Origin of the sequence: Lentzea sokolovensis (genome assembly GCF_033949975.1) — a bacterium.
Classification (GTDB): Bacteria; Actinomycetota; Actinomycetes; order Mycobacteriales; family Pseudonocardiaceae; genus Lentzea; species Lentzea sokolovensis.
In genome coordinates, this window is the sequence record NZ_JAXAVU010000014.1 from 231,642 (window position 1) to 256,053 (window position 24,412).

Genomic DNA, 24,412 nt, shown 5'->3' on the forward strand with positions numbered 1-24,412 from the left:
TCACGCCCCCGCCGTGAGGAAGGTCTGGCCGGGGCCGGCGAGCACGCCGGACGCGGGCGGCACCACGACGGGCAGCCCGTCCGTCGTCCCGATGAGGCCCAGTCCGCACTGAACGGGCTTGCCCTCGACGGTGAGCCGGGCCGCGAGTCCGCCGGTGATCGCGGCGATCCGCGTGCACTTCTTGGTGGACGGCAGGTTGTCCACGGTCACGCAGCTCGTCGGCGGGATCGTGGTGCCGGGGAGGCTGTCCGCGGTGAGCACCCCGGCGCCGAGGACGGTGAGCCGCAGCGAGCCCACCACGGGGATCGGGGCTGCCGGATGCGCACAGGTGACGGTGCTCGCGGCGGTGAGGACGGGGTTCACGACGTCCTCCCGCTCACGTCCATGGTGCCGAGCACGCCGACCCGCACGTTGACGGCCTTGATCTCGATGTCCCCGGTGGGCGTGAAGACCAGGGAGCTGCCGGTCTTGTGGGTGATCGAGATCTCCCCCGGAGCGGTGCCGGCGGGCGGCGGCTCCTGGACGCTGCGCAGGCTGCCCAGCACGATCGGGTTCGCGAACTGCCCGTGCTCGAACGCGACGACCACCTTGTCCCCCGGCTCTGGCAGGAAGACCGTGCCGCTGAGCTTGCCTGCCAGCGGCGTCACGCAGGGCGCCATCACGACGTCGGCGGCGTCGGAGAACCACGGGAACCGGATGCCGAGCTTGTGGGTGACGGGATCGACCATCAGCACCTCCGCGACGACGACACCGGCGACGGGCTCCTCCCGGTCCGGCGGCGCCGAACCGCCGCCGATCGCCTTGCGCACCAGCTGAAGGACGCTGGCCCCGGCCCGCTGGGTGACGTCGAACTCGGTGCGGTAGCCGCGTTTGTCGAGCGTGTGGGTCACCTTGCTGAGCCGGTACAACCCGCTGAACCGCTTGCCGACCCCGCGCACGGACACGAAGGTGCCTGCCCGCAACTGAGGCAGCCCCACACAGGAACCGTGCGCCTCGTACAGGCCGTCGAGCAGTTGCTGGAGCAGGGACTTGGCCAGGGCGAACGCGTCGACCGGCGACTTGACCGGACGGCCGCGCACCACCTGGCGGCCGAGCGAGCTGAGCGCCGACAGGGCGCTGCTGCCCAGCCGTTCCACGAGCGAGTCGAGATCCAGCGCGGCCGTGCTCATGATGCCGACGATGCTCTGCGCCAGGTCCTCGTTGTAGCCGCGGACCACCTGGACGCCGGCCAGCCTCGCGTTGCCGACGCGCGGGGTGAAGCTGCTGAGGTTGCGGCCCCATTCGAGCTCCACGGCCTCCAGTTGCGGGCGCGGGTAGCGGAAGTACAGCTTGTCCCACCACACGTAGACGTCGAAGAAGTTGTCGGCGGCACGACGCTTCAACAGCGCCATGTCCGTGCCGGTCTGCGGCAGCACGGTGTGGGTGAACGGCGACGGGTCCACGATCGGGATCAGCCCCGCCTCGACCGCGATCTGCGCGGCCACCGCGCTGTCGTTGACGAACCGGAACGCCGGCCTGTCCGGCACGTCGTGCCGCAGCCGCAGCGACCGGTCGTAGCCGACGATGGTGATCGTCGGAGGGCCGGACTGGGGGAAGTCCGGCTCGATGGACGCGATCTCGCCCAGCATCATCGGCTCCGTCCCCGAGCCGTAGCCCAGGTGGATCTCGACGCTCGTGCCCAGTTCGAACAGCGGCGAGTCGGTGAAGCGGTTGCCGGCGTTGTCGAGGACGATCGTGAACATGTCGGCCAGCTCGACGTTGTTGTCGTAGCGCACGCTGATCAGGTGCCGCGTCACGTCGGTGGCCAGGGTGACGCCACTGATGCGGATGTCGGCACGCGGGGCGTAGGTGTCGATCTTCATGGCGCCTGCCGTCCCGGGATGACGATCCGCTGTCCCGGCCGCAACGACAGCGGGTCGGTGATGTCGTTGGCGTCGGCGATCTCCCGCCACCGGCGCGGATCGCCGAGGTGACGCGCGGCCAGCTTGGACACGGTGTCGCCGTCGGCGATCACGTACACCTGCCCGTCCAGGATGTTGTTCACCGTTGGGGCGCCTACGAAGAAGCCCTGCCGCACGTTCAGGTCGACGCGCACGAACTCGGTGAACCGGACCGAGATCCTGGCGCGCACCGGGGTGCCGTCGGGCAGGAACATGGTGAACCGCTGGTCTGCCTCGGAGAGCACGCAGGTGAGTCCGAAGCTGCCCATGACGAACACCAGCACCGGTGGCGCGTGCGTCCCCGGCAACGGCGCGAGCAGTGCGACGATCCGCTGGGTGTGGACCCGGACGTCGGTCGCCGCCTCGTAGGTGTCGAGGAACAGGTCCATGCTGAGCACCCGCGCCTGGCCCCGGACGTACTGCACGGGCGAGGCGCCCAGGCCGGGGATCGGGATCTCGGCGAACTCGTTGCGTTGTTCGACCCGGTACTCCTCCGGGTTGTACATCACCGCCAGGCGCTGCCCGGAGTCGGTGTTGACGATGGTGGCCTTGGCCAGCTGCGCCGCCATCCTCAGCCACCTCGCTCGACGTCGGATTTGATGCGGCGCAACAGATCCCGGTAGATCGTCTCGGACAGTTCGGCCGCGTCGGGCAACGCCGCCGGTGCGGTGACCGGCGGTGCGGCCGTCCGGTCGGTGGCGGCCGTCATCGCGGTCGCGGTGGTGGGTGCGGCCGGGGCCGGGCTACCGGGGTGGCTCACGGGTGGCGGGACTCGTCCCGCCACCGGGTGCCGATCAGGGAACCCGGACGCGCCACCGGACCGGCCGCCGTCGAGCGCGGACCACTCGACGGCGTGCGCCCGCTGTTCCTCGTCCGCCCTGCCTCCCGGCGTGGCGCGGTCCCACGACGCTGCCGTCGAGTTCTGCCGGACGTGCCAGGCCTCGTGGGCCAGCAGCGCGAACCCCTCCGGCTCCGACGGCGCGAGACGACCGTCGCGGAAGAAGACCTCGTGGCCGATCGTCACCGCATCGGCGCCGTGCGCACGGGCGACCGCGTCCGCGGTGGCATCGGCACGGACCCGCAGCGGGGGAAGGTCCGAGCCGACGACCGCACGCAACCGTCCGGTGACGTCGGCGGACAGCTCGTGCCCGGAGCCGGGATCCTCCTGGCGCGCAGGCCATTCGGCGTCGACGGCGGTCATCGGCTGCTCGGCCGGGTCGGAGACGGCGACCTCCACCCGTTCCCGTCCGGTCCGGGCGGACCTGGCGAGTTCCGCCGCCCGCCCCGACACGGTCCTGGCGGCCGCCGTCCACCCCGGCGACGCGGTGCGCCGCCGGGTCAGCAGCCGGACCTGTTCGGCCAGCTGCTCGCCGAGAGTCCGTTGTGGATCTGGCACGGCCGGTCCCTCCTACTCCTCACGCCGGGGCGCCACCGCGAGTGCCGCGGCCAGCCAGCGACGCCGTTCGGCGTGGTCGAGCTCCATCAGCTCGGTGTGGGTCCAGTGAACGAGTCGTCCGAGCTGGGCGACCTCGTGGTAGACCCGGTCCACGGGGTAGCCGTCGATTCCCCCGGCGGTGGTGCCTCCGCGGTGAACCGGCGGTCGCAGTGCGGGCAGGTGACGCCGAACTCGCGGGCGGACAGGCCGTTGACGCGGTTGTACAGCTCCTGCAGATAGGTCAGGTCCTGGGAGAACAGGCCTTCGATGGTGCCGGGGTTGATCTCGGTGACCGTGCCGATCCGCAGGACCACCCGCGACAGCAGGATGACGATGAGATAGGTCGGAAGGGCGCGCACCCGCGGGTCCTTCATCGGCAGGATCTCGTCGGCCGCGGTCGCCAGGCGCATCACACCGTTGCGGTGCAGGGTGCCCGCGGAGTCGAGATACCCCAACGGCAACTCGAATTCGTGCTCGGTGACGAACATGGGCGGCCTATGCCCGCGTGATGCCCTCGTGCGCCAGCACGAGGGTCTCGACCGCGATCTCGTTCCCGGTGGCCTGGAACGAGGAGCCCTCCCACTTGGTCGGCCAGGCGGCGACGAAGTTCCAGCGCACCACCTCGCGGCGGTTGGCCAGGTCGTAGACGACGATCGACCCGTTCTTGCGCGCGATCGTCCCGTTGATCACCTGCTGGCGCCAGGTCCACAGCTCGGTGGAGTCGGTGAGTCCCCACTTGAGGGTCAGGTTGCCGTAGCTCGTCTTGCCGGGAAGCTTGCGGACGGTGACGTTGTCCCCGCCTTCCCTGGTCTCGATCACCTCGGTGGTGGCCTCCATCCCGGTGCACTCCCGGAAACTGGCCTGCGAGATGCCGTCGAGCTCGACGAGGAAATTGAAGCTGACGTACGGGTCGACGCGCGCGCCGGTCTGCGCCATGGCTCATCCTTCCTGTACTTGTCCGCCTCCGGCAGACATGCCGATCCGGACGACCACGAACTCGGCCGGGCGCACCGGGGCGACGCCGATCTCCAGCACCACCTGCCCCAGTTCGCGCAGCCCTGGCGGGTTGTTCTCGTCGTCGATCTTCACGTAGAAGGCCTCTCCGGCCGTGGCGCCGAACAGCGCGCCGCCGGCCCACACCCTGGTGAGGAATTCGGTGACCGTCCGTTCGAGCTTCTTGCGCAGGGTCAGGTCGTTCGGCTGGAACACCGCCCAGCGCAGGCCTTCCTGCAGGGACTCCTCGATGAACATGAAGAGCCTGCGCACGTTGACGTAGCGCCAGACGACGTCGTCGGACGTGGTGCGCGCGCCCCAGACCAACGGCCGCCCACCGCCGAAGACCCGCAACACGTTGACACCGTTGACGTTCAGCTCGCCCTGATCGACGTCGTCGAGGGCCTTCGCCACGCCGACCGCCCCGGTGATCGGCTCGTTGGCAGGCGCCTTGTGCACCCCGTGCTCGGCGTCGCTGCGGGCGTAGACGCCGGCCAGGTGCCCGGACGGCGGTACCGACAGCGTGCCCGGCCCGGCCGGGTTCGGCACGGTGATCCACGGGTAGTAGAGCGCGGCGTAGCGCGAGCGCACGGTGAGGCGGTGTTCGAGGATGCCGGTAGCGCCACTGGGTGACTGGTCGGCCTTGGTGGCGTCCACGAGTGCGAACCGGTCCTTCATGCGCTCGCAGTGGGCGATGACGTCGGCCTGGATCCCCGCGTCCGGCCCCACCGCGTCGGGCACGCAGACCAGGCTGATGTCGTCGATCGTCGCCAGGACGTCCAGTGCCGTCACGTATCTTGCTCGGTCCATTGTGGACGGATCGTCGGCGGTTCCCCCGGCCAGGGCCTTGCCTGCGACGGCGACCGGCCGGTTCTTCGGTGGCGGCGTCGCGTTGGGGACCGCCGCGACCGTCACGGCGGCCGAGTCGACCACCCGGCCGAAGTAGCGGCTGTGCCGCGGGTCCAGCGCCAGCCTGTCGTACGACTGACTGCCGTCCGGATGGTTGACCGTCAGGAGGAACTCGACCGACGCGACCGTGGCCTGGGGCTGCCCGGCGGCGAACGAGTAGGCGTTGGCCAGGCCGGGCGTCACCGTCACCAGCCCGGCCGCCACCGCGTCCACGACCACGCTCTCCTTGGTGGCTCCCTTGGTGATCTGCAGAACGGTGCCGCGCTCGACGCCGGCCGCGGGCGTGAGCCGGAACGTCGTCTGTCCCGGCACCAGATCGGCGGTCCTGACCGAACCGGTCGCGGGAGTGCCCGCCGGCAACGCCGCGTCCAGGAAGAGCCTGCCGTCCCTGACCCTGGTGACGACCGCTCGTTTGCCTTCGTAGTCGACGGTCTCGCCCGCGGCGAAGGCACGCGCGTCGTCGGCGGTGGTCAGGGTGATGACCGTCCCGGCACCGGACGCCGGTTTGGCCGCTGTCGCCAGGAACTTCGCGCCGGTCAGGATCTCGGCCGCGGCCGTCGTGACGGTGATCAGCTGGCCGGCCGGGCCTTCCTTCGTGGCGGACACCCTCAGAACGGGCTTGCCCGCTTCGTCGAGCAGGTCGAGCGACGAGTTCGTCGCGGTGCCGACGCGGACCACGTAGGCCGCGGTTCCGCCGTTCTCGAAGAAGCCGCGCACGGCGTGGGCGAGATACCGGCGTGGAGTCGTGACGTAGTCACCGAACATCTCGGTGAACCGGGTCCAGCTGGTGACTTTCTCCGGGCTGCCGATGGGGCCCTTCGCGGCCGGGCCGATGAAGGCCGCCGTGCTCGTGCCCACGCCGGGAATCGGCCCCACCGCGGGGCGCTCCTCGACGTACACGCCGGGGGCCCGGCCCTGGTAGTCGACCATCGAACGCCTCCACTCCGGCCGCGGTTGTGCCTGGCCGACGGTGGCAGAGCCGGTGTCACCCCGCTGTCACCGGCGCATCACCCGTGCCGCGGAGTCCGGCCGATCAACGCCGCCATCAGCGGCGACGGCGCCGCGCCGAGTTCACTGTGGATCAGCGTCCGGTAGGCGTCGTACGTGCGGAAGGCGGCCACCAGGTTGCCTTCGGCCATGTGCGCCTGGATCAGCGCGCGCTGGGCGCTCTCCCGCAGCGGGTCCGCCCCGACCGCGACCAGGGCGGCCTCGACGGCTTCCGCGAACCGCCCGGCGGCGGCCAGATGCCTGCTGAGGTCCTCCAGCGCGTGCAGCACCCGCTGACGCAGCCGTTCGCGCTCGTGGACCGCCCAGTCGTCGTACCACCCCGGCAGCAGGTCGAGCGCCTCGTCGCACCACGGCATCAGCGCCAGGTCGCTCGCCCGCACGTGCCCCTCGATGAGCCGCCGGGCCCAGTCACCGGCGATGTGGGCGTCGACGGCGACCCCGGCGCGCAACGCCACCGAGTTGTTGTCGGCGTCGACGAGGCCGACCCCCGTGCTGCGCATCCGCCACAGCACCGAACGCAGGTTGCCCGCGGCACGGCGATCGGACACCGCCGGCCACAACGCGCCGGCGACCACGGTCCGATCGATCCGCAGCCGCCGCACCGCGACCAGCGCGATCAGCCGTTTGCACCCCTCCGGCAGATCGGTGCGATCACCCCCGACCGTGACGAACGGCCCTCCGAACAGGTGCAGGTAGGGCCGGTCGGCGTCGTTCCCGGCCAGTGGCAGCTCGGCCACGTCCACGACCAACCCCCTCTCCTCCGGTCCCCTGAATCCGCCGGTGCTCCATGGCAGTTAAGACATCGTTCTGCCCACACCTCAGATACAGACGACACGAGGGAATCACCCAGATGGCCTCAGCTCGCCGCCTTGATGGGCGACGAGCGAAGGCACCCCGGGTGACCAGGTCAGGACCGGTCGAACTCCGGGATCAGCTCCCCGATCAGCCTGATGCTCGTCATCACCTCGTCCGCCCCGATCGGCCCGATCTGCTGCAGGCACATCAGCCGGTCGATCCCGAGGTCCGCGTACGCCTGCAGCTTCTTGCGGCACGTGTCCGGGCTGCCGACGATCAGCGACTGCTGCGCCGAGAGCACCTCGAACAGCTCGTCCTCCGGCACGTCCTCGCCCTGGATGATCCGGCCGATCACGAGCTGCGCGTCGGTGGGGGCGGCGTCCACCTCGGCGCGCAGGAACTCGCCGGTGAGGCCACCGTCGCCGGTCGCGAGGATGTCCTGGTGGCGTTGCATGGTCGCGGCGAACTCGGCCGCGGCGTTGAAGAAGCGCAGAGCTGTCACCGTGTACCAGGCCGCGGCGGCGGCCGCACCGTTGCGCATGGCCTGTTCGTCGGTCTCGGCGCAGTGCACGAAGGTGAAGTAGGCGACCTGGTTGTTGACGAACGAGCCGACCGGGGCGGTGCACTCGGCGGCGGCCGCGCGGTAGAGGTCGATCATGCGGGCCACCCGGTCGATGGACTCCCAGATCGTCGTGCCGAGCACTCCTACGCCGCGGCGGCCCGCCTCCTCGAAGGACGTCGGCGAGGCGGCGGCCTGCCACAGCGGCGGGTGCGGGCTCTGCAGGGGCTTGGGGATGATCGAGACGTCGGAGACGTCGTAGTGCGCGCCGGAGTGGGAGAAGCGGTCGGTGGTCCACATCTTCGGCACCATCTCGAACGCCTCGGCGGTCTGGGCGCGCGCGTCCGCGGGCTCGACGCCGAACAGGTTCCACTCGGGGATGGTGGAGCGGGTGAGGCCGAGCTCGACGCGGCCGCCGCTGAGGTGGTCGAGGGTGGCGGCGCGTTCGGCGACGCGGATCGGGTGGTTGAAGCGGCCCGGTGCCAGCACGGCGGCGTGACCCAGGCGAATGCGGGAGGTCTGCTGGGACAGGGCGGCGAGCATCAGCTCGGGCGCGGAGGACAGGCTGAACTCGCCCGCTCCGTGGTGCTCGACCTGCCACCAGCAGCCGTAACCGAGCTCGTCGGCGAGGCGGGCCTGGTCGAGGGCCTGGCGGAAGCGGAACTGCTCGGTGGCAGGGCCGGGGTTCTGGATCTCGTTGAACAGATCGATCTTCATCGGCACACACCCTCACCTCGCGCGGACACCAAGGCTGATGTCTCTGTGAGCGATCAGGTCGTTACGCGGCCGATACAAATCCCTCGAACGGAGCAGTCCGGCAGGGCGCCGCTCAGACCCTTGCCTGCTCCCGCACCGGCCTGACCGCGTCCGGCACGAGGTCCACTTCGGGGTAAGCGCAGGTGAACGTGCCGTGATAGCCGAAGAGCGGCCCGAACCGGTGGTTGGTGACCTCGACGTTGATGCGGAATCGCCCCAGCTCGTCGTCGTAGGACTCGCGGACCTCCGCGGTGCCGGTCACCAGACCGGGGATGCGGAAGTGCAGCGGACCCTCGTGGAAGCGCTGCTCGCCGCTGCGGATCAGGAGCCCACCGCGTTCGTCGACGGACAGGCGCAGGTCGACGGAGAGGTGCTGGTGCGTGCCCAGGTAGTCCACGACGGAATCCCGCTCGGGGCTGTAGATCATCGTGGCGTCCCAGCGCCGGGGCCGGTCGAAGTCGAAGGTGCGGACGAACGTCACCGTCTCCCGGCCGAGCGAGTCGCGGTAGGGGTAGTTCTCGATGGTGAACGGGATGTCGCGGCCGTGGCCCGGCAGGAGGATGTGGCGCTTGGCCCCGAGCCAGAGGAACGGCCGGGTGAAACCGCGACCGTGCCACACCCGGTCCATCGTGCCCGTGCCGACGCAGGCGACGCCGTCCGCACTGGCGAAGCCGAATCGGCGTTGCAGTTGCGGGTGCAGGCGGTCGAAGTCGTCACCGAGGGCGCGCTGGAAGATCGACGTCATGGTTGCTCCAAAGTGGACAGGGTGGAGGGCGCCGTCGACGAACGGCGGTCCGGTGGAGTGCGCCGGCACCTCCTGGCGGCCGGCGTGGACGGCAACGGCGGGGCCAGCAGGGCGGCGAGCGTGACGGCCGCGGCGAGCACGACCGGTGCGGCCCACCAGGCGACGGCGCAGACGGCGAGCCTCGTTCCCGCGTCCAGCAGTGCTCGCCGAAGCGACACCTCCGGCGGCACGCCCCGCTCCAGCCACAGCCGAAGCCGATCGAACGACCACGCCGTCCCCCACCCCAGCAGGAGACGGAACGGGCGATCGGCCAGCGCCCCCAGCCGGCCCCAGCCCGGCTGGTAGTCGTACCCGGTGAGGAACCGGATCCCCGCGCTGGTCGGCACGTACCGCCAGTAGCCGGACCCGCTGCGGATCAGGGACAGCGGATGCGCCGAGCTGAACCGCAGCGCCGACGTCCGCGAGCCGTCGGGCTTGGTGCGCTCACCGACGCTGATGCCGGTCCCGTCCACCGTCAGCCCGGGCAGGACGCGGACGGCGTACCGGAAACGCTGTGCCGCGTCCGGTTCCGTCTTCGGCAGGTGGTCGATCCAGGTGAACCGGAGGTCCCACCGTTGGTGCTGACGCGGTTCCTGCGTCTGCCGCCACAGGTCGTCGAGGTCGGCACGGATCACCGTCTCCACGTAGAGCGTTCGTCGTCGCGCCATGTGACCCCCTGCTGTTTGAGCATCTGCTCAAACAGCAGGGTAACCAGATTTGAGCAGATGCTCAAACTTGGTGGTCAGTACAGCTGGGCGAGATGCCCGTCCGGCCGCACGAGGCCGGCCTCGGTCTCCACGTGGCCGCCGCCGCGCAACCGCTCGAAGAGCCTGTCGCCGCCCGGTAGCGACTGGTCGGGCACACGCCTGCCGGTGGCGTAGGCGACGTCGAGGCCGGACAGTCGTTCGGCGAGTTGCTGGGACATGTCCGGCGCGGACGCGATCAGCCCGCTGACGACCGCGCGCAACGCCTGCCCCTCAGCTGAGTACGCCGTCATCAGGGCGGTCTGGGCCCTCGTGTGCCGGAGCAGGTCGGCGCCCACCGGGTGACGTTCGGAGTGGTAGGTGTCGAGCAACGCGGCGTCCGCGCGACCGGTGACCACGGCGGCGAGCTTCCAGCCGAGGTTGTGCGCGTCCTGGATGCCCACGTTCATGCCGACTCCCCCGGTCGGGAAGTGCATGTGCGCGGCGTCGCCGGCCAGCAGGACGGCGCCGGAGCGGTAGGCGGCGGCCTGGCGGGTGGCGTTGCCGAAGCGCGACAGCCACTTCGGGTCGCGCATGCCGAAGTCGGTGCCCGCGATGGCCTTGACCGTGGCGCACAGCTCGTCGAGGGTCAGCTCACCTGGCCACTCGGGCCGGTTCGTGGCGGGATCGCCCCCGACGACGCGGTGCACGCCACCTGGGAGCGGCACGACCATCAGGCCGCCGTCGGGGCCGGTGACGCTCGCGAACCCACGTGCGGGCGGGTCGTCGAGGACGACGTCACCCAGCCAGCCCCAGGTAGTGGCATCGGTGCCGGGGAAGTCGATGCCCGCCGCCTCCCGCACGGTGCTGCGAGTGCCGTCGCAGCCGACCACGTGATGTCCGGCGACGACCTCGCCATCAGCCAGTTCGACCCCTTCCGGAGTCAGGCCCACCACTCGGCATCCCCGCCTCACCGTCGCACCCATGCCGACGGCGCGCTGTTCGAGCAGCTCCTCGGTGCGAACCTGGGGCAACGCCAGCGTGAACGGGTACGGCGTGTCCAGCGCCGAGAAGTCCATGCGGTCCGACAGCCCGCCGAAGTGCCCGTTCGGGATGCGGATGCCCTCCTCCAGGAACGGCTCCGCCACTCCCCGGCAGTCGAGGATCTCGATCGTGCGGGGGTGGATCGTGAGCGCCTTGGAGTTCGAGTCCCGTTCCAGCCGCGTTTCCAGCACCACCACGGAAGCCCCTCCCAGCCGCAGTTCCCCGGCCAGCCAGAGCCCGGTCGGCCCCGCGCCCACGATGACGACGTCGTGCATGACTCACTCCCTTGGTCACTGACCAATGCTTCGCGGTCGAGTAGACTAGGTCAGTGACCAAGAGTCAAGCGGACGTGGTGCGGACCGCGCTGGAGATCCTCGACGAGCGCGGCGCCGAAGCGGTGTCGATGCGCGCCATCGCGCAGAAGCTCGACGTGCGGATGAACACCGTCCTCTGGCACGTCAAGACCAAGGCGCGGCTCGAAGAGCTGATGGCCGACGCGATCGTCGCCGGCGTCTCCCTCGACGGCCTGCCGGAGGACTGGCGCGAGCGGGCCGCCGAGATCGCGCGCCGCTATCGGCAGGCGCTGCTGGCACACCGCGACGGTGCCGCCGTCGTGGCGGGCACCTACGCCGCGGAACCGGCCACTTTGGACATGGCGGAAGCGCTCGTCGCCGCGCTGCTGGACGGCGGGCTGTCCGCCCGGGACGCCGCGTGGACGTGCTGGAGCGTCATTTACTTCATCCTCGGCCTGGCGCAGGAAGAACAGGCGCTGCCGCACGGTTCAGGCACTCTCGTCGTCGGGGCACGACCGGCGCTGGAGCGCGTTCTGCCTTTCCTCGCCGAGGAGTCGTTCGACGCCCGGTTCGAGTTCGGGATCGCCAAACTGCTGGCCCGGTGAGATCGGCGTCGCAGGGGTGCCCTGCCCCGAGCAGGGCACCCCGTGCGGTCCTACTTCACCGCGTAGGCCCTGGTGATCGTCTCCGTCACCGAGTTGCCCAGAACGTCGACGGCCGTGGCGCGCAACGACGCGAAGCCCGTCGTTCCGGCCGGAAGCTCCACCTTCCCGCCGGCGACCTTGACGCGCTGCCAGGTCACACCGTCGTCGAAGGACACCTCCACCCCGATCGACCGCACGTTCGCCGACGGAGCACCGGGCTGGTGCACGACCGACACCGTGCCGCGCACCGGACCGTGCGCGGTGTTGTGGTCGTCGAGGTCCAGCGCGTACCGGATGTCGAGCAACGGCAACGCGGCCCGCTCGTCCGTGCCGGACAGTGAGTGGAACCGCCACTCCGAACGCACCTTTGTGGACAGTGCGGGAGTGAGGTTGCCGGTCGGTCGCACGGCCTCGGCGACCAGCGTGAACCAGCCTGGGCCGGACGGCACGTCGAACGTGCCCAGCGCCGGACGGTCGGTGCTGCGGCCGATCTCCTTGCCGTTCTTCGACAGCACCGTGGTGCCGGTGTGCGACGGGTCGAAGTAGCTGACCGTGCCCGGATCGCTGTCGGAGAACATCGGGATCATCAGGCTGATCCGGTCACGCGACCGGTACGCCCACGGCAGCGGCTTGGCGTCCGCCCGCGCGATCGGCAGCGTGGTCAGCTCAGGGCCGAACGGCGCGGCGAAGACGCGGGACGTCCGCTTCTCCCCCGCTTTCACCGTCACCGGGAGCGTGATCTCCGAGTACGGCTGACGGCCGTCCGGCAGGAACGCGCCCGCGTCGAACAGCTGCACCGCGGCGGCGGGTGAGATGTAGTCGGTGCGGCGCTGCGGCCACTTCGACTCGACGTCCGCCCCCGCCCGCATCGGCCCGACGGCCCACGACGCGGCACCGAACCGGTAGGTGCCCGCCGGCATGGTGTCGATCAGCCTGCGCTCGATCCGGCCGAGACCGGCCTTGGCGAACTTGAAGTCGTACCCGCCCGGCAGTCCCTTGACCTCCTGGCCGAGGAAGTACGACACAGGACTGTTGGCACGCACGGACATCGTGGCTTCCACGGTCCGCTGCGCCATCAGGTCCTGCACGCGGCGCAGTTCCGCGGAGTCGAAGATCAGGCCGGTGGGCAGCGCGGGTTCGGCGGCCGAACCCGAGTCGACGGTCGGGTTGAAGTACGAGAGCACGGCCCGCGCGCCCTTCTGCTTCAACAACTCCACGCCGCTCATCAACTGCTCGCCCGGCGGGTACACCGGGTCGTCCCAGTTCTTCGGCGTGATCACCGCGATGGCGCCGGAGACGTCGGCCGCCTCGATCGACGCGCGATCAGCCTCACCGACGCCGACCAGCCGGCCGGTGCAGGTACCGGTGAAGTCGGTGGTCCACGGGAAGTACGTCTCGCTGAGCTCGAATCCTCCAGCCCCGCTCAGCGCCGTGAGCGCCCACGGGTGGTTCCAGTAGCTGAGGTTCGTCAGCGACAGACCGCGCACGTCCGGGCCTGCGACGCTGTACAGCCGTGCGCCGTCCTTCGGCACGCCGCCACCACGCAGGATGCCCGCGGACTCCAGCGGTCCGGACTCGTCGGGGTCGGACAGGAGCCCGAACCCGCCACCGAGCTGGGGCCGCGCGTCCGGGTCGTCCACCCCGACCGTGATCGGCTTGCCCGCCTTGGTGTTGGCGTCGACCGTCGTGTCCCCGGCGACCTCCACGCGCTGGGCGAACACCGTGTTGTCGCCGGTCAGCTCCGCGATGAGCCCCAGCACGCGGTAGGGACCGCCTGGCACGGTGAGGCTCAGCGAGTCGGTGAACGTGAAGTCCCCGAAGGCCTGGCCGGTGCGCTCGTTCTGCACGATCACCAGGGACTGGAAGGACTCGCCGGACCTCGGCGGGACCTTCACGGTCAGCGTCCGCTTCTCGCCGTTGAACTGGCCGGTCACCGGCGTCGTCAGCACGACGTCACCGGCACGCGCCCGCAGCGCCCCGGTGAGCTCGCCCGCAGGTTGCGTCGTGGGACGCGCCGTCACCGTGACCGACGCCGAACCACCGGCGGGTACGGTCACCGACTTCTCGACCGAGAGCACGTTCCTCCGGTCGACCTCCAGCTCCAGAGCCAGGGTGACCGGCTTGCCGCCGGAGTTGACGTAAGTGATCTCGCGGGTCGATTCGGCGGTGCCCCACACCGTGCCGAACCCGGCAACGCCCTCGACCCGGACCTGTTGCGCGACACCACGAGCGAGGTCGAGCCTGCCCGCGCCCTGGGCCAGCGTGGAGATTCCGGAAAGTCGCCGGGACGAGCCGATCAACGCGTTCTTGATCTGTTCACCGGTCCAGTCCGGGTGCTGCTGCGCGAGGATCGCGGCAGCGCCGGCGACGTGCGGTGACGCCATCGACGTGCCGGAGAGCTGCGCGTAGTTGTCGCCCACCGCGTACTCGGGCAGCGACCCGGCCGCCCGCGCGGCGACGATGTCCGTGCCCGGTCCGGCGATCTCCGGCTTCAGGCCGAAGTCGCCCAGCCTCGGTCCCTGGCTGGAGGTCAGGTTGAGCTCGTCCTGCTTGGTCACGTTCGCCACGGTGAGCGCGCGATCGGCGGCACCGGGACTGCCCACGCTCTCGCGCAGCCCGGAGTTGCCCGCCGCGATGACGAACAGCGTGCCGCTGGACGCCGAGAGCTCGTTGACCGTCTGGGACATCAGGTCCGTGCCGTCGGTGACACCGCCGCCGAGGCTCATGTTCACGACGTCGGCGCCCTGCTCCACGGCCCACCGCATGCCGTTGAGGACCCAGTCCTCCCGGCCGCCGAACTCGCCGAGCACCTTGCCGACCAGCAGCTTCGCGCCGGGCGCGACGCCCTGGTAGCGACCCTGCGAGGCCGCACCGCTGCCCGCGATCGTGCTCGCCACGTGGGTGCCGTGCCCGTCGGTGTCCTGCACGCCCTCGCCGGTGAAGTCCGCCGAAGTGTCCACAACGGACTTGAGGTCCGGATGGGCGGTGTCGTACCCGGTGTCGAGCACGGCGACCTTCACGCCGTCACCGCGGAACCCCGCCTGCCACGCCTTGGGCGCACCGATCTGCTTCACGCTCTCGTCGAGCGTCGGCCGCACCCGGCCGTTGAGCCAGATCTTCTCCGCCGCGAGCCGGGCCGAACCTCGCTCACGCCACCGTCCCGCCGCCTCGGTCTTCGGGATGTAGACCGCGTTCACGCCCGCGGTCAGGGCGGCGGCGCCGGTCACGATCGTCGGCACGGTGGGCTCGTTGCGGTCGTCGTAGCCCTGCTGGACGAGTCCGGTGACGTCGAACAGCCGCTTGTCCAGCTTACCGGCCTTGAGGTCCGCGACCGCGTCCTGCGGCACGACGTGGTCGTGGCCGTCGAGCCGGTAGCGCCAGGCACGCAGCTGCTCGCGGCCCTTCGCCATCCGCACGGACGAGACGCGGTCCCCGTCGACGACGACCTGGTCGCCGGTGATCAGCGTGACGACGCCGGGCGTGCCCGCGGCCTGCGGCTGATTACCGCTCGCCGCCGCGGGTTTCGCCACCGCGACGGAGAGCAGGAGCGCGGCAGCGAGAGCCGCGCTTCGTTTTCTGTACATGCGATTCCTTCGAGCAGGGGTGGCCAGTTCCCCGAACCTAGGGCGCGCGAATCGTCCCGTCTGCGATCTTCATGACCTCTTCACAACAACCGGGATCTTCACGGTCAGGCCTCGGTCACGGCGTCGAGTGCCAGTTCGACCACCGGCGACAGCGAGCGCATGAAGGTGGCGCTCACGTGGTTGTCGTCGAAGTTGACCAGCAGGTCGCCGACGACGGGCGGGCACTGGTCCTCGGTGCAGAGGTGGTCGCTGAAGTCGAGGAACGACACGTTGGCGGGCACGTCGAGGAGGGCGTACGGCGGAACGGGCGCGAGCAGGTCGGCACGGGGCGCGCCACAGCGGGCCGCGGGACCGTGCACCTGCACGCAGTCGAGCACGGAGAAGCTGTAGCGGGGGTTGTCGCGCACGGCGACCACTGGGATCTGCTCGGCGTCGAGCTGGCGCCAGCGGTCGACGAACCCCGGCGGCGTCTGCTCGGTGAGTCCTACTTGGACGTCGCGGGTGGCGAGCGTGAAGACGAAGTCGGGGCGCAGACCGATGATCTCGGTCGCCGCGCTCTCGTTCCACCGCTCGCAGGACTGGTCACCGGTCACCTTCTCCGACCGCGTGGAGAACGGGCAGGCGCCCTTGAGCATGGCGATCAGCTGCCAGTTCCGGCGTTCCGCGATCGGTGCGAACGCGGCGAGGTACTGCTGGACGTGGGAGTCGCCGACGAGCACGACGCGTTTGGCCGGGGTGCCCTCGACCGGGCCGTAGCAGACGTCGAGTTCCTGGTTGTGCACTGATTTCGCGCAGTGCCGGCCGTCGAGTGCCGCGAAGTCCGTGGCAGGGATCTGCGCGGCCACCTCGCGCGGTCCCGCCGGCTGCAAGACCGTCGTCGCCACGAGGAGCGGGATCAGCAACAGAGCCGTGAGCGTGCGTGCCCTGAACCGAGACCCGCGCACGGGTTTCTCCACCAGGTGATGCGTGACGGCCGCGAGCACGAGTGATGCGCCGATGATCGCCACCCCGTCGAGCACACCGACCTCGGTGTGGCCGCTGAGCACGAGCCAGCCCACCAGCACCGGCCAGTGCCAGAGGTAGAGGGCGTAGCTGAGGTCGCCCAGGTAGCGCAACGGCCCGGAGGCCAGCAGTCGGTCCGCGCCGAACCTGCTGCCGGTGGCTCCGGCGACGATCACCGCGGCGGCGCACGTCGTGGGCCACAACGCCAGATAGCCGGGGAATCCCGCGCCCACGTCCAGCACGATCCCGCAGACCACGAGTCCCAGCAGACCGGACCATCCCAGGACAGTCCTCAAAGGACTCGCGAGGTCGATGCGCGACACGGCCAACGCCAGCAGACCGCCGAAGGCGAACTCCCAGATCCTTGTCGCCGTGTGGAAGTAGGCCAGCGGCTGGTCGACGGCGGTGAGCCACACCGAGTAGCCGAGCGAAATCGCGAAAACTGCTGACAGCACGTGGAAAAGCGATCGGCGCAGCAACGTGACCACCAGGACCAGCAACGGCCAGACGAGGTAGAACTGCCCCTGGATCGACAACGACCAGAAGTGCTGCACGACGCTCGCCTGCTCGTGCTGGGCGTAGTAGTCGGTGGAATCCGACGCCAGCTGCCAGTTCTCCAGGAACAGCGCGGACGCGATCACCTCGCGCACGGTCTGCGGCCAGCGGTTCTCCGGCAGCAGCACCGCCCCGGCCACCAGCGTCGCGCCGAGCACCACGATCGCCGCGGGCAGCAGCCGCTTGGCCGTCCTGCTCCACAACACGCGCAGGTCGAGCCGGCCGCGCCCGGTGGCCCGCACCAGCTGTCCCGTCACCAGGAACCCGGAGATCAGGAAGAAGACGTCGACGCCACCGGAAACGCGGCCCAGCCACACGTGGTAGACGACCACGAGCAGTGCGGCGACCGCGCGCAAGCCTTGCAGTTCCGGCCGATAGGTCCGCTCTGGTGGTGGCGAACTGTGATCACTTCCTGACACGCCTGCGAGGCTGACGCCCGGACGCGTTCCAGTACATCCGTGGCAACACCCAACTTCGTCCCGGACCGCTCCTCCTGACGGCCGGTAGTTGAGTGACAGGACGGATCGTCAGAGGCCCGGCGACCGGGAATCGTTGGTGGCACACACCTCCGACCGCTGCTGGGAGGCGCCGTGGTCCACACCGACCGACCCGCCCGCACTCGACGGCCGCTGAACTGGGTCCTGCTCGGGATCGCCCTGGCCCTGCTGATCGCCGGGATCACCGCGGCGCACGCACTTCTCGTCGCTGCCGGGCTGATCCTGGCAGGGCTGAACCTGACCGGAAGGGGAGGCGACCATGCCCACAGCGGGACGACTGGCCGGACGCACCGAACGGGCTGATGCCATGCAGGCACGCGACATCGCCATCAACGTTCCGACCGTGACGGTCGACGACCCGATCACCAAGGCGGTGCGGGTGATGGCGGTCAACCGGCTGCCGGGGCTGATCGTGGTCGACGACCGCGGCCGGCCGTGGACGGTCCTGCCCGGCACCCAGGTGCTGCGGCTCGCGGTTCCCCAGTCCTATCAGGAGGATCCCGCGCTCGCCCGCGTCGTCGACGAGGGCCACGCCGACCTGTTCTGGATGGAACTGAGCGACCGCACCGTCGGCGACGTGGCACCGAACCAGCGCGCCAAACCCGCGACCGTCCGCGCCGACGCGACCCTGCTGGAGGTCGCCGCGCTGATGGCCCGCCAGCACAGCCCGCTCGTCGCCGTGGTCGACGACGACGGAGCGCTCGTCGGCGCGATCACCCTCGACCGTCTCATCACCTCGCTCGCGGTCTACACCGCCGAGGACTGAACCCGGGCCATCTGTCCCCGTCACCGCCGGCGCGCTGAACTCGCGCCGGCGGTGACACCCATCCGCGTTGGGAGATCCGTGAGCGCCGCCCTTGCCCTGACGATCTTCCTGGTCGCGTTCTTCTTCATCGCCACCGAGAAGGCGAACAAGGTCAAGGTCGTGCTGGTGGCGGCCGGGCTGATGGCCGTGTTCGGCCTGGTCCCGGGCTCTGAGGTGTTCTACTCCGAGCACGCGGGCATCGACTGGAACGTCATCTTCCTGCTGTTCGGCATGATGATCATCGTCGGGATCGTCAAGCAGACCGGCGTGTTCGACTACCTCGCCATCTGGGCCGCCAAGAAGGCCCGCGGCCGCCCGTACCGGCTGATGGTGATGCTGATGGCCATCACCGCGATCGCGTCGCCGTTCCTGGACAACGTCACCACGATCATGCTCGTCGCGCCGGTCACGATCGTCGTGTGCAACCGGCTGCGGATCGCCGCCCAGCCGTACCTGATCGCCGAGGTGCTCGCGTCCAACATCGGTGGCGCCGCGACGTTGATCGGCGACCCGCCGAACATCATCATCGGCAGCCGGGCCGGGCTCACGTTCACCGACTTCCTCGTCCACATGGCGCCGGTCGTCGCGGTCGTGTTCGTGGTGTTCGTGCTGCTCACGAAAGTCCTGTTCCGCAAGTCGTTCCAGTACAACGCCGAACACGTCGAGGCCGTGATGGCGTTGCAGGAACGGCGGGCGATCACCGACCCCGCGATGCTGCGCCGCTGCCTGGTCGTCTTCGCGGGCGTGGTGATCGGGTTCGGCCTGCACTCCGTGCTGCACCTCGACCCCGCGATCGTCGCCCTGGTCGGCGCCGGTGTGATGCTGCTCGTGACGCGGGCCGACGTGAACGACGTGCTGGCCGAGGTCGAGTGGCCGACGCTCACGTTCTTCATGGGCCTGTTCGTGATGGTGGCGGGACTCGTGCACACCGGTGTCATCGAAACCGTTGGTACGTGGGCGGTCTCGGCCTTCGACGACAACTACTTCGCGGCCGCGACGGCGTTGTTGTTCGGCTCCAGCGTGCTCGGCGCGTTCTTCGACAACATCCCTTACGTGGCCACGATGACCCCGGTGGTCGAGGGCATGGTGGCGGAGATCCCCGACGCCGGAACCGGCCGTGCGCTGTGGTGGTCGTTCGCCCTCGGCGCGGACTTCGGCGGCAACGGCACCGCGGTCGCCGCCAGCGCCAACGTCGTCGCGCTCGGCATCGCCGCCCGTGCCGGACACAAGATCAGCTTCTGGCAGTTCACCCGCTACGGCATCGTCGTGACGCTGGTGAGCACCGCGATGGCCTGGGGTTACGTGTGGCTGCGGTACTTCTAGGCCGCCTGTCGCAGCACGGGCGACACCCACGCCGTCACGACGCCTGCCAGCAGCACCGCGAGACCGGCGGCGAGACCGGCCCGTGGATCACCCAGTGCGACCGACAGGACTCCGGCCAGTGCCGCACCGAGGGGCTGGCCGAGACCCCAGGCGACCATCCGCGCCGTCGTGTTCACCCGCGACTGCAACTCCTCCGGGCACACCTGCTGCCGGTAGGTGATCCCGTTGATCACCACGAGCGCGCCGGTGATGCCCCAGTACGTCGCGGTGACGCAGAGGACGAGCCAATGTCCGCTGAGGAGAACGAGGACTCCGCCGAGCACGGACAGCGGTAGCGCGGCCAGCGACACCTTCGCGTTGCCCCAGCGCGCCGTCACCCGCGGGAACAACCGGGAGGCGATCACCGCGCCCACTCCCCAGCAGGTGAACAACACCGCCAGCCGGGCGTCCCCTTTCGGTGCGACGCCGAGCACTTTGTCGGCGAACGGCACGAGCACGGCCATCCACGCGCCACTGGCGACCGAGTGCGTGGCGCCCACGAGCGTGAGGATCCGGATGACCGGTTCTTGCCACAGGAACCGCAGCCCTTCGCGCACGTCGTTGGCAAGCTCGCCCGCACCGCGCACCGGCCGTGGATTGGCCATGGAGCTGGTGATCGCGCGCAACAACAACGCCGATCCCACAGCCGTCAGCGCGTTCACCGCCAACAGTGCGGCTGGAGCGACGATCGCCACGAGCAGCCCCGTCACACCCGGCACGACGAGCTCCACCACGGTCGTGCGCCCGTAGAGCTTCGAGTAGGCGGTGGTGAGCTTTTCCTTGCCCACCAACGCAGGCAGCGCACCGAAGTTCGCCGCGTCGAAGAACACGAACGCCGTCTGCGTCGCGAACGCCACCGCCACGACGTGCGGCGCGGTCAGCCCTCCCGCCAGCCACGCCAGCGGCACGCTCAGCAGCACGGCGGCGACCGTGAGGTCCATCGCCACCATCATCGAACGACGGTCCAGCCGATCCGCGAGCGCACCGGCCAGCAGCCCGAAGACCAGGTACGGCAACGCCTCCGCCGCCGTGACGGCCGAAGTCCAGCCCGCCGAACCGGTCAGCTGGTAGACGAGCACGGGCAGCGCCACCGCCGACACCACCGCGCCGACGACCGACAGCACCCGTGCGGACAGGTAGCGGCTGAAGTCGCGCTCAGGACTCACCATCACTCCCCCGTTCCATCGCCGTACCGAGCGGCGACCGCCATCGCCCGCTCCCTCAGCGCGGCACGCAACCACTGCGGCTCAAGGACTTCCGCTCCCACTGACAGCCGCCACACCGCCCACTCGGCGTGGCGGGAGTCCTGAAAGGTGACCTCCATCCGCTGCCACCCGTCCTCGGTCTCCTCGGCGAGAACGGCCAGCGCGGTCCCCACCAGTTCCTCACGCCGGGCCGGACGCACCCGCAGCAGCACGGCGACCTGGTCGTCACCCGCCCGGAACCGCGTGCCGCGTTCCTGCCAGGCCCGGTCCAGGTCGACCCGGTCGGCACGCCGCGCGGGTTCGTCCAGCTCCTCGGCGGCCAGGATCCGGGACAACCGGTACGTGCGGTCCTCCCCCGACCTCTGGGCCAGCAGATAACCCTGCTCCCGCACGGTGACCAGGCCGATCGGGTCCACCGTCCGCCACTCGGGCGCCTTCTCGTGCGCCTCGTAGTGGATTCGCAGCCGGTGCCCCGCGAACACCGCGCGCCGGACCTCCACCACCACCGCGTCCGGCAGCTCCTCCTCGACCGCGCGACGCGACAGCAGATCGGTCTCCGGGTCGATGAGCAGGCGTTCCGCCGCACCGGCCGCCGTCTGCCGGTAGCTCTCGGGCAGCGCGTCGACCACCTTGAGCATGGCCGAGGCGAGGGCCGAGCCAAGGCCGAACACCTGGGCGCCGCGCCGCGATCCGGCGACCAGCAGGGCGAGCGCCTCGTCGTGGTTCAGGCCGGTGAGTTCGGTCTGGAAGCCGGGCAGCAACGCGAACCCGCCGTGCCGGCCGCGTTCGGCGTAGACCGGGACGCCCGCCGCGGAGAGCGCCTCGATGTCGCGCAGCACCGTCCGGGTGGAGACCTCCAGTTCGCGGGCCAACGCCGTCGCGGACAGCTGACCGTGCCTGCGCAGCAGCAGGACCAGTGAGACCAACCGGTCGGCACGCATGCGAAAACCCTACGGGAATACACGACACAGGATGTCGTGTATTGGTTGCGAGGCTGCACAGCGACATCCGGGAATCCTGAATGGAGCTGTTGTGGCAGTGGAACGAACGCCGGTCAACCCGTGGGCCTGGTCGGCGGAGCTGGGGTACCACCAGGGCGAGGTGGTCACCGGGCAGACGCGGACGCTGTTCTGCGCCGGCCAGACCTCGATGAACGGCGACGGCAAGCCCGAGCACGCCGGGGACATGGCGGCGCAGCTGGCGTTGAGCCTCGACAACCTGGAGGCGGTGCTGGCCGAGGCGGGGATGTCGCTCGCGAACCTCGTGCGGCTCACCGTCTACACCACCGACGTCGACCTGTTGTTCCAGCACTACGGCGTGCTGGCGGGCCGGCTCGGCCAGGCGCGGGTGGCGCCGCCCACGACGATGCTCGGCGTGACGCGACTGGCGATCCCCGATCTGATGATCGAACTGGAGGGCACGGCGGTCGCGTAGGTGCTTCGGCGGCGCCGACCTGGTCGGCGCCGCCGGACGCCGGCTCAGGGCCTCTTGGGGCGAGACGCAACGCCGTGGGTGCCTGCGGGGACTTCAAGGTGTGAGGACCACTGCGGAGCGAGAGCGGGAGCGGACCATGCGGGCAGGGCCTGAGCACGCCGGTGCGGCGGATGCCCGAGGGCTGTCCCCTGACGACGACCAGGAGCTGTGGGAGCAAGCCGCGAGCGGTGACGTCGCCGCGTTCGGGGAGTTGTTCCGCCGGCACTCCGGCGCGGTGTGGAACTACGCCTACCGGTTGACCGGCTCGTGGTCGGTGGCGGAGGACCTGACGTCGGCCGCGTTCCTCACCGCGTGCCGTCGGCTGGGCGATCTGACGCTGGTGAACCGCAGCGCACGGCCGTGGCTGTTCGCCGTGACCGGCAACCTGGCGCGTCGGGAGCACCGCGGACGAGGGCGGTTCGCGGCGGCGCTGGCCCGCCTCCCACGAGGTGGAAGCACACGGGACCACGCCGATGACGTGGCGGACAAGGTCGATGCGGACCACCGGCTGCGGGAGGTGCTCGACGCCGTCGCCAAGCTGCCCAAGGCCGAACGCGAGGCCGTCGAGTTGTGCCTGATCGGTGGCCTGTCCACCGCGGCGGCCGCGGCCGTGCTGGGCGTGGCCGAAGCGAGCATCCGCTCCCGGATATCCCGCGCTCGCAGCCGGCTGCGCGACACCACCCTGGACGCCACGACCCCCGAGGAGCGGTGATGAACAACGACGTCGATCTGCCCGCCGACCGACCGATGCACGACGACCTGCGGGAACACCTCTGGGAGCGGATCAGGCCCCAGGTCGAGGCCACCCTCTCCGGCAGGCGTCGCCGATCGGTCGCCACACCGCTGTCGGCGGCGGCCGCGGTGGGGGTGCTCGTCGCCGGCGGTGCGCTGGTGTTCGGCCCGATCGGCACGCCCGGCCGCGTGGCTCCTGCGGCCGATCCCGCCGAGGTGCAACTCGCACAGGACTGTGTGAACACCACGATCGCCGACGGCGCGGACGTACCCGACCCGAAGAGTTGGCAACCGGGAGCCAAGATCGACGTCGGCGTCGCCGACGGGTGGTCGGAGTTCCTGGTCATCCGCACGGACAGGGCCGCGGCGGTCTGTCTGGTGGCCGGCCGCACGACCGGTGGCATCACCGGTCCTGACGCCTCCGAGATGGAGGGTCACGGCAGGCACAGCTACGCCAATCTCACCGTTGCACGCCCGTTCGACTACTTCGACGCCTGGAACTTCCCCGACGGCGGAAGCATCCAGTTCGGGATCGCCACAGACGACGTGGTCGCGGTGTCGGTGGTTCGGCAGGACAACACCGTCACGCCCGCGGTGCTGCGCAACGGGACGTTCGCGGTGCACATCGAGAGTGGTGAGTTGTGCGGCAGACCCGTCTACCCCGACACGCCACCGGCGGTGAGCAACCTGCTGCGGGTCACGCTCAAGGAAGGTCAGGTCGTGGAAGGGCCGCTGTGCGCGCCCACTCAGTAGACGACATCGCGTTCGCCGCTACGTCAGCCGTCGTCGGCACATGCCTGACCGTCTCCTGCTGACCAACTCCATCTTCGCGGTCGTGGACGTGAAGCCCTCGTGTTGCCGGCGGAGATCCTGCGGCGGTACGACGGCGAAGTGATCACGAAGCTCGCCGAGCAACCGACCTAGCCGCGAACCAACGGGAGCAACGGCTTGACCAGTCGGTGCGCGATGCGCCAGCCGGAGCGGCCGCGCTGGTAGGTATCGGTGTTGAGCACGGTGACCAGGGTGGTGCCGCCGTCCTTGTAGAGCATCTCGGCGCGCAGGTAGTGGGTGCCGGTCGCGGTCTGGTAGCCGGCGTGAACGTCGACGATGTGGTTGGTGACGACGTGCGTGGTGTGAGTGGTGAGGTCGAAGACGCCGTGCCAGAACCCGCGGATCGCGTCCAGACCGGTGAGCGTCGGCAGCTCGATGGCGGACGCGTCGAAGACGGCGTCGTCGGTGAAAACCTCGTCGATACCGGCGGAGGTGGCGGTGTCGAGCAGCAAGGCGTACCGGTGGGTCAGCGTTCTGATCTCTTCGATGTCACGCACGCGGCCGACGGTACCAACGTGATCAG

The 24,412-nt window shown here is 70.2% G+C and carries 24 protein-coding genes; 6 read left to right on the forward strand and 18 right to left on the reverse strand.

What is annotated here, in order from left to right; translation table 11 throughout:
• The 12 genes from SK854_RS35140 to SK854_RS35195 all read right to left on the reverse strand — a co-directional run bounded on the left by SK854_RS35140 (position 1) and on the right by SK854_RS35195 (position 11,181).
• Complete coding sequence (locus tag SK854_RS35140) at positions 1-363, reverse strand: hypothetical protein (protein ID WP_319979443.1); 363 nt, start codon at positions 361-363, stop codon at positions 1-3.
• On the reverse strand, positions 360-1,862 hold the full coding sequence (locus SK854_RS35145) for a phage baseplate assembly protein V (RefSeq protein ID WP_319979444.1): 1,503 nt from the start codon (positions 1,860-1,862) through the stop codon (positions 360-362). Before SK854_RS35145 ends, SK854_RS35140 begins: the two co-directional genes overlap by 4 nt.
• Positions 1,859-2,509: a CIS tube protein gene (locus tag SK854_RS35150; RefSeq protein ID WP_319979445.1), complete on the reverse strand. Its 651-nt coding sequence runs from the start codon at positions 2,507-2,509 to the stop codon at positions 1,859-1,861. Before SK854_RS35150 ends, SK854_RS35145 begins: the two co-directional genes overlap by 4 nt.
• Positions 2,510-2,511: 2 nt before the next feature.
• Positions 2,512-3,336 carry an eCIS core domain-containing protein gene (locus tag SK854_RS35155; RefSeq protein ID WP_319979446.1) on the reverse strand — a complete coding sequence of 275 codons (825 nt, stop codon included), beginning with the start codon at positions 3,334-3,336 and terminating at the stop codon, positions 2,512-2,514.
• Between the two features lie 86 nt (positions 3,337-3,422).
• A complete protein-coding gene (locus tag SK854_RS35160; RefSeq protein WP_319979447.1) occupies positions 3,423-3,863 on the reverse strand; it encodes a hypothetical protein in 441 nt (146 codons plus the stop codon).
• 7 nt (positions 3,864-3,870) lie between these two features.
• Entirely contained in the window at positions 3,871-4,311 is a 441-nt protein-coding gene (locus SK854_RS35165) for a phage tail protein (RefSeq protein ID WP_319979448.1), read from the reverse strand.
• 3 nt (positions 4,312-4,314) lie between these two features.
• Positions 4,315-6,207, reverse strand: coding sequence for a phage tail sheath subtilisin-like domain-containing protein (locus SK854_RS35170; RefSeq protein WP_319979449.1), 1,893 nt, complete (start codon positions 6,205-6,207; stop codon positions 4,315-4,317).
• Between the two features lie 77 nt (positions 6,208-6,284).
• Positions 6,285-7,028: an AfsR/SARP family transcriptional regulator gene (locus SK854_RS35175; RefSeq protein WP_319980045.1), complete on the reverse strand. Its 744-nt coding sequence runs from the start codon at positions 7,026-7,028 to the stop codon at positions 6,285-6,287.
• A gap of 164 nt (positions 7,029-7,192) precedes the next feature.
• Complete coding sequence (locus SK854_RS35180; RefSeq protein WP_319979450.1) at positions 7,193-8,356, reverse strand: LLM class flavin-dependent oxidoreductase; 1,164 nt, start codon at positions 8,354-8,356, stop codon at positions 7,193-7,195.
• Positions 8,357-8,468: 112 nt separating this feature from the next.
• Positions 8,469-9,140, reverse strand: coding sequence for a DUF4166 domain-containing protein (locus SK854_RS35185; protein ID WP_319979451.1), 672 nt, complete (start codon positions 9,138-9,140; stop codon positions 8,469-8,471).
• Positions 9,137-9,847 (reverse strand): hypothetical protein, encoded by a 711-nt coding sequence (locus SK854_RS35190; RefSeq protein ID WP_319979452.1) that lies wholly within the window; start codon positions 9,845-9,847, stop codon positions 9,137-9,139. The genes SK854_RS35185 and SK854_RS35190 overlap by 4 nt, the downstream gene beginning before the upstream one ends.
• 74 nt (positions 9,848-9,921) lie before the next feature.
• Positions 9,922-11,181: an FAD-dependent monooxygenase gene (locus SK854_RS35195; RefSeq protein WP_319979453.1), complete on the reverse strand. Its 1,260-nt coding sequence runs from the start codon at positions 11,179-11,181 to the stop codon at positions 9,922-9,924.
• Positions 11,182-11,234: 53 nt separating this feature from the next.
• On the opposite strand from SK854_RS35195, the gene SK854_RS35200 reads away from it, so the two are divergent.
• Positions 11,235-11,804, forward strand: coding sequence for a TetR/AcrR family transcriptional regulator C-terminal domain-containing protein (locus SK854_RS35200; RefSeq protein WP_319979454.1), 570 nt, complete (start codon positions 11,235-11,237; stop codon positions 11,802-11,804).
• A gap of 50 nt (positions 11,805-11,854) precedes the next feature.
• On the opposite strand, the gene SK854_RS35205 is transcribed toward SK854_RS35200, so the two are convergent.
• From SK854_RS35205 to SK854_RS35215, 3 genes are all read right to left on the reverse strand, one after another.
• Positions 11,855-15,427, reverse strand: a complete 3,573-nt coding sequence (locus tag SK854_RS35205; protein ID WP_319979455.1) for a S8 family serine peptidase — start codon at positions 15,425-15,427, stop codon at positions 11,855-11,857.
• Positions 15,428-15,531: 104 nt separating this feature from the next.
• Positions 15,532-17,403 (reverse strand): acyltransferase family protein, encoded by a 1,872-nt coding sequence (locus SK854_RS35210; protein ID WP_319979456.1) that lies wholly within the window; start codon positions 17,401-17,403, stop codon positions 15,532-15,534.
• 108 nt (positions 17,404-17,511) lie between these two features.
• Positions 17,512-17,742, reverse strand: a complete 231-nt coding sequence (locus SK854_RS35215; RefSeq protein WP_319979457.1) for a hypothetical protein — start codon at positions 17,740-17,742, stop codon at positions 17,512-17,514.
• Here SK854_RS35215 and SK854_RS35220 point away from each other — a divergent pair.
• Positions 17,741-18,247: a CBS domain-containing protein gene (locus tag SK854_RS35220; protein WP_319979458.1), complete on the forward strand. Its 507-nt coding sequence runs from the start codon at positions 17,741-17,743 to the stop codon at positions 18,245-18,247. The two genes, SK854_RS35215 and SK854_RS35220, sit on opposite strands and share 2 nt — an antisense overlap.
• Before the next feature lie 78 nt (positions 18,248-18,325).
• On the forward strand, positions 18,326-19,609 hold the full coding sequence (locus SK854_RS35225) for an ArsB/NhaD family transporter (RefSeq protein WP_319979459.1): 1,284 nt from the start codon (positions 18,326-18,328) through the stop codon (positions 19,607-19,609).
• Here SK854_RS35225 and SK854_RS35230 read toward each other — a convergent pair.
• On the reverse strand, positions 19,606-20,814 hold the full coding sequence (locus SK854_RS35230; protein ID WP_319979460.1) for an MFS transporter: 1,209 nt from the start codon (positions 20,812-20,814) through the stop codon (positions 19,606-19,608). The genes SK854_RS35225 and SK854_RS35230 overlap by 4 nt on opposite strands.
• A 2-nt stretch (positions 20,815-20,816) precedes the next feature.
• On the reverse strand, positions 20,817-21,794 hold the full coding sequence (locus SK854_RS35235; RefSeq protein WP_319979461.1) for a helix-turn-helix transcriptional regulator: 978 nt from the start codon (positions 21,792-21,794) through the stop codon (positions 20,817-20,819).
• 97 nt (positions 21,795-21,891) lie between these two features.
• Between SK854_RS35235 and SK854_RS35240 the strand changes: the two genes are divergently transcribed.
• The 3 genes from SK854_RS35240 to SK854_RS35250 all read left to right on the forward strand — a co-directional run bounded on the left by SK854_RS35240 (position 21,892) and on the right by SK854_RS35250 (position 23,811).
• The gene (locus SK854_RS35240) at positions 21,892-22,287 is read left to right on the forward strand and encodes a RidA family protein (RefSeq protein ID WP_319980046.1); all 396 of its coding nucleotides are present in this window, start codon (positions 21,892-21,894) and stop codon (positions 22,285-22,287) included.
• A 136-nt stretch (positions 22,288-22,423) separates the two neighbouring features.
• The gene (locus tag SK854_RS35245; protein ID WP_319979462.1) at positions 22,424-23,038 is read left to right on the forward strand and encodes an RNA polymerase sigma factor; all 615 of its coding nucleotides are present in this window, start codon (positions 22,424-22,426) and stop codon (positions 23,036-23,038) included.
• The gene (locus SK854_RS35250) at positions 23,038-23,811 is read left to right on the forward strand and encodes a hypothetical protein (RefSeq protein WP_319979463.1); all 774 of its coding nucleotides are present in this window, start codon (positions 23,038-23,040) and stop codon (positions 23,809-23,811) included. The genes SK854_RS35245 and SK854_RS35250 overlap by 1 nt, the downstream gene beginning before the upstream one ends.
• Before the next feature lie 167 nt (positions 23,812-23,978).
• Here the strand turns inward: SK854_RS35250 and SK854_RS35255 are convergent, their stop codons facing one another.
• Positions 23,979-24,386, reverse strand: a complete 408-nt coding sequence (locus SK854_RS35255) for a nuclear transport factor 2 family protein (RefSeq protein ID WP_319979464.1) — start codon at positions 24,384-24,386, stop codon at positions 23,979-23,981.
• Between the last annotated feature and the right edge of the window lie 26 nt (positions 24,387-24,412).

Coding starts and splice junctions, on each gene's coding strand:
- SK854_RS35190 (WP_319979452.1), bottom strand. CDS start 9,847: ATGGCGCGACGACGAACGCTCTACGTGGAGACGGTGATCCGTGCCGAC.
- SK854_RS35185 (WP_319979451.1), bottom strand. CDS start 9,140: ATGACGTCGATCTTCCAGCGCGCCCTCGGTGACGACTTCGACCGCCTG.
- SK854_RS35215 (WP_319979457.1), bottom strand. CDS start 17,742: ATGGTCGCCTCCCCTTCCGGTCAGGTTCAGCCCTGCCAGGATCAGCCC.
- SK854_RS35160 (WP_319979447.1), bottom strand. CDS start 3,863: ATGTTCGTCACCGAGCACGAATTCGAGTTGCCGTTGGGGTATCTCGAC.
- SK854_RS35180 (WP_319979450.1), bottom strand. CDS start 8,356: ATGAAGATCGATCTGTTCAACGAGATCCAGAACCCCGGCCCTGCCACC.
- SK854_RS35235 (WP_319979461.1), bottom strand. CDS start 21,794: ATGCGTGCCGACCGGTTGGTCTCACTGGTCCTGCTGCTGCGCAGGCAC.
- SK854_RS35145 (WP_319979444.1), bottom strand. CDS start 1,862: ATGAAGATCGACACCTACGCCCCGCGTGCCGACATCCGCATCAGTGGC.
- SK854_RS35250 (WP_319979463.1), top strand. CDS start 23,038: ATGAACAACGACGTCGATCTGCCCGCCGACCGACCGATGCACGACGAC.
- SK854_RS35220 (WP_319979458.1), top strand. CDS start 17,741: ATGCCCACAGCGGGACGACTGGCCGGACGCACCGAACGGGCTGATGCC.
- SK854_RS35170 (WP_319979449.1), bottom strand. CDS start 6,207: ATGGTCGACTACCAGGGCCGGGCCCCCGGCGTGTACGTCGAGGAGCGC.
- SK854_RS35205 (WP_319979455.1), bottom strand. CDS start 15,427: ATGTACAGAAAACGAAGCGCGGCTCTCGCTGCCGCGCTCCTGCTCTCC.
- SK854_RS35245 (WP_319979462.1), top strand. CDS start 22,424: ATGCGGGCAGGGCCTGAGCACGCCGGTGCGGCGGATGCCCGAGGGCTG.
- SK854_RS35165 (WP_319979448.1), bottom strand. CDS start 4,311: ATGGCGCAGACCGGCGCGCGCGTCGACCCGTACGTCAGCTTCAATTTC.
- SK854_RS35195 (WP_319979453.1), bottom strand. CDS start 11,181: ATGCACGACGTCGTCATCGTGGGCGCGGGGCCGACCGGGCTCTGGCTG.
- SK854_RS35150 (WP_319979445.1), bottom strand. CDS start 2,509: ATGGCGGCGCAGCTGGCCAAGGCCACCATCGTCAACACCGACTCCGGG.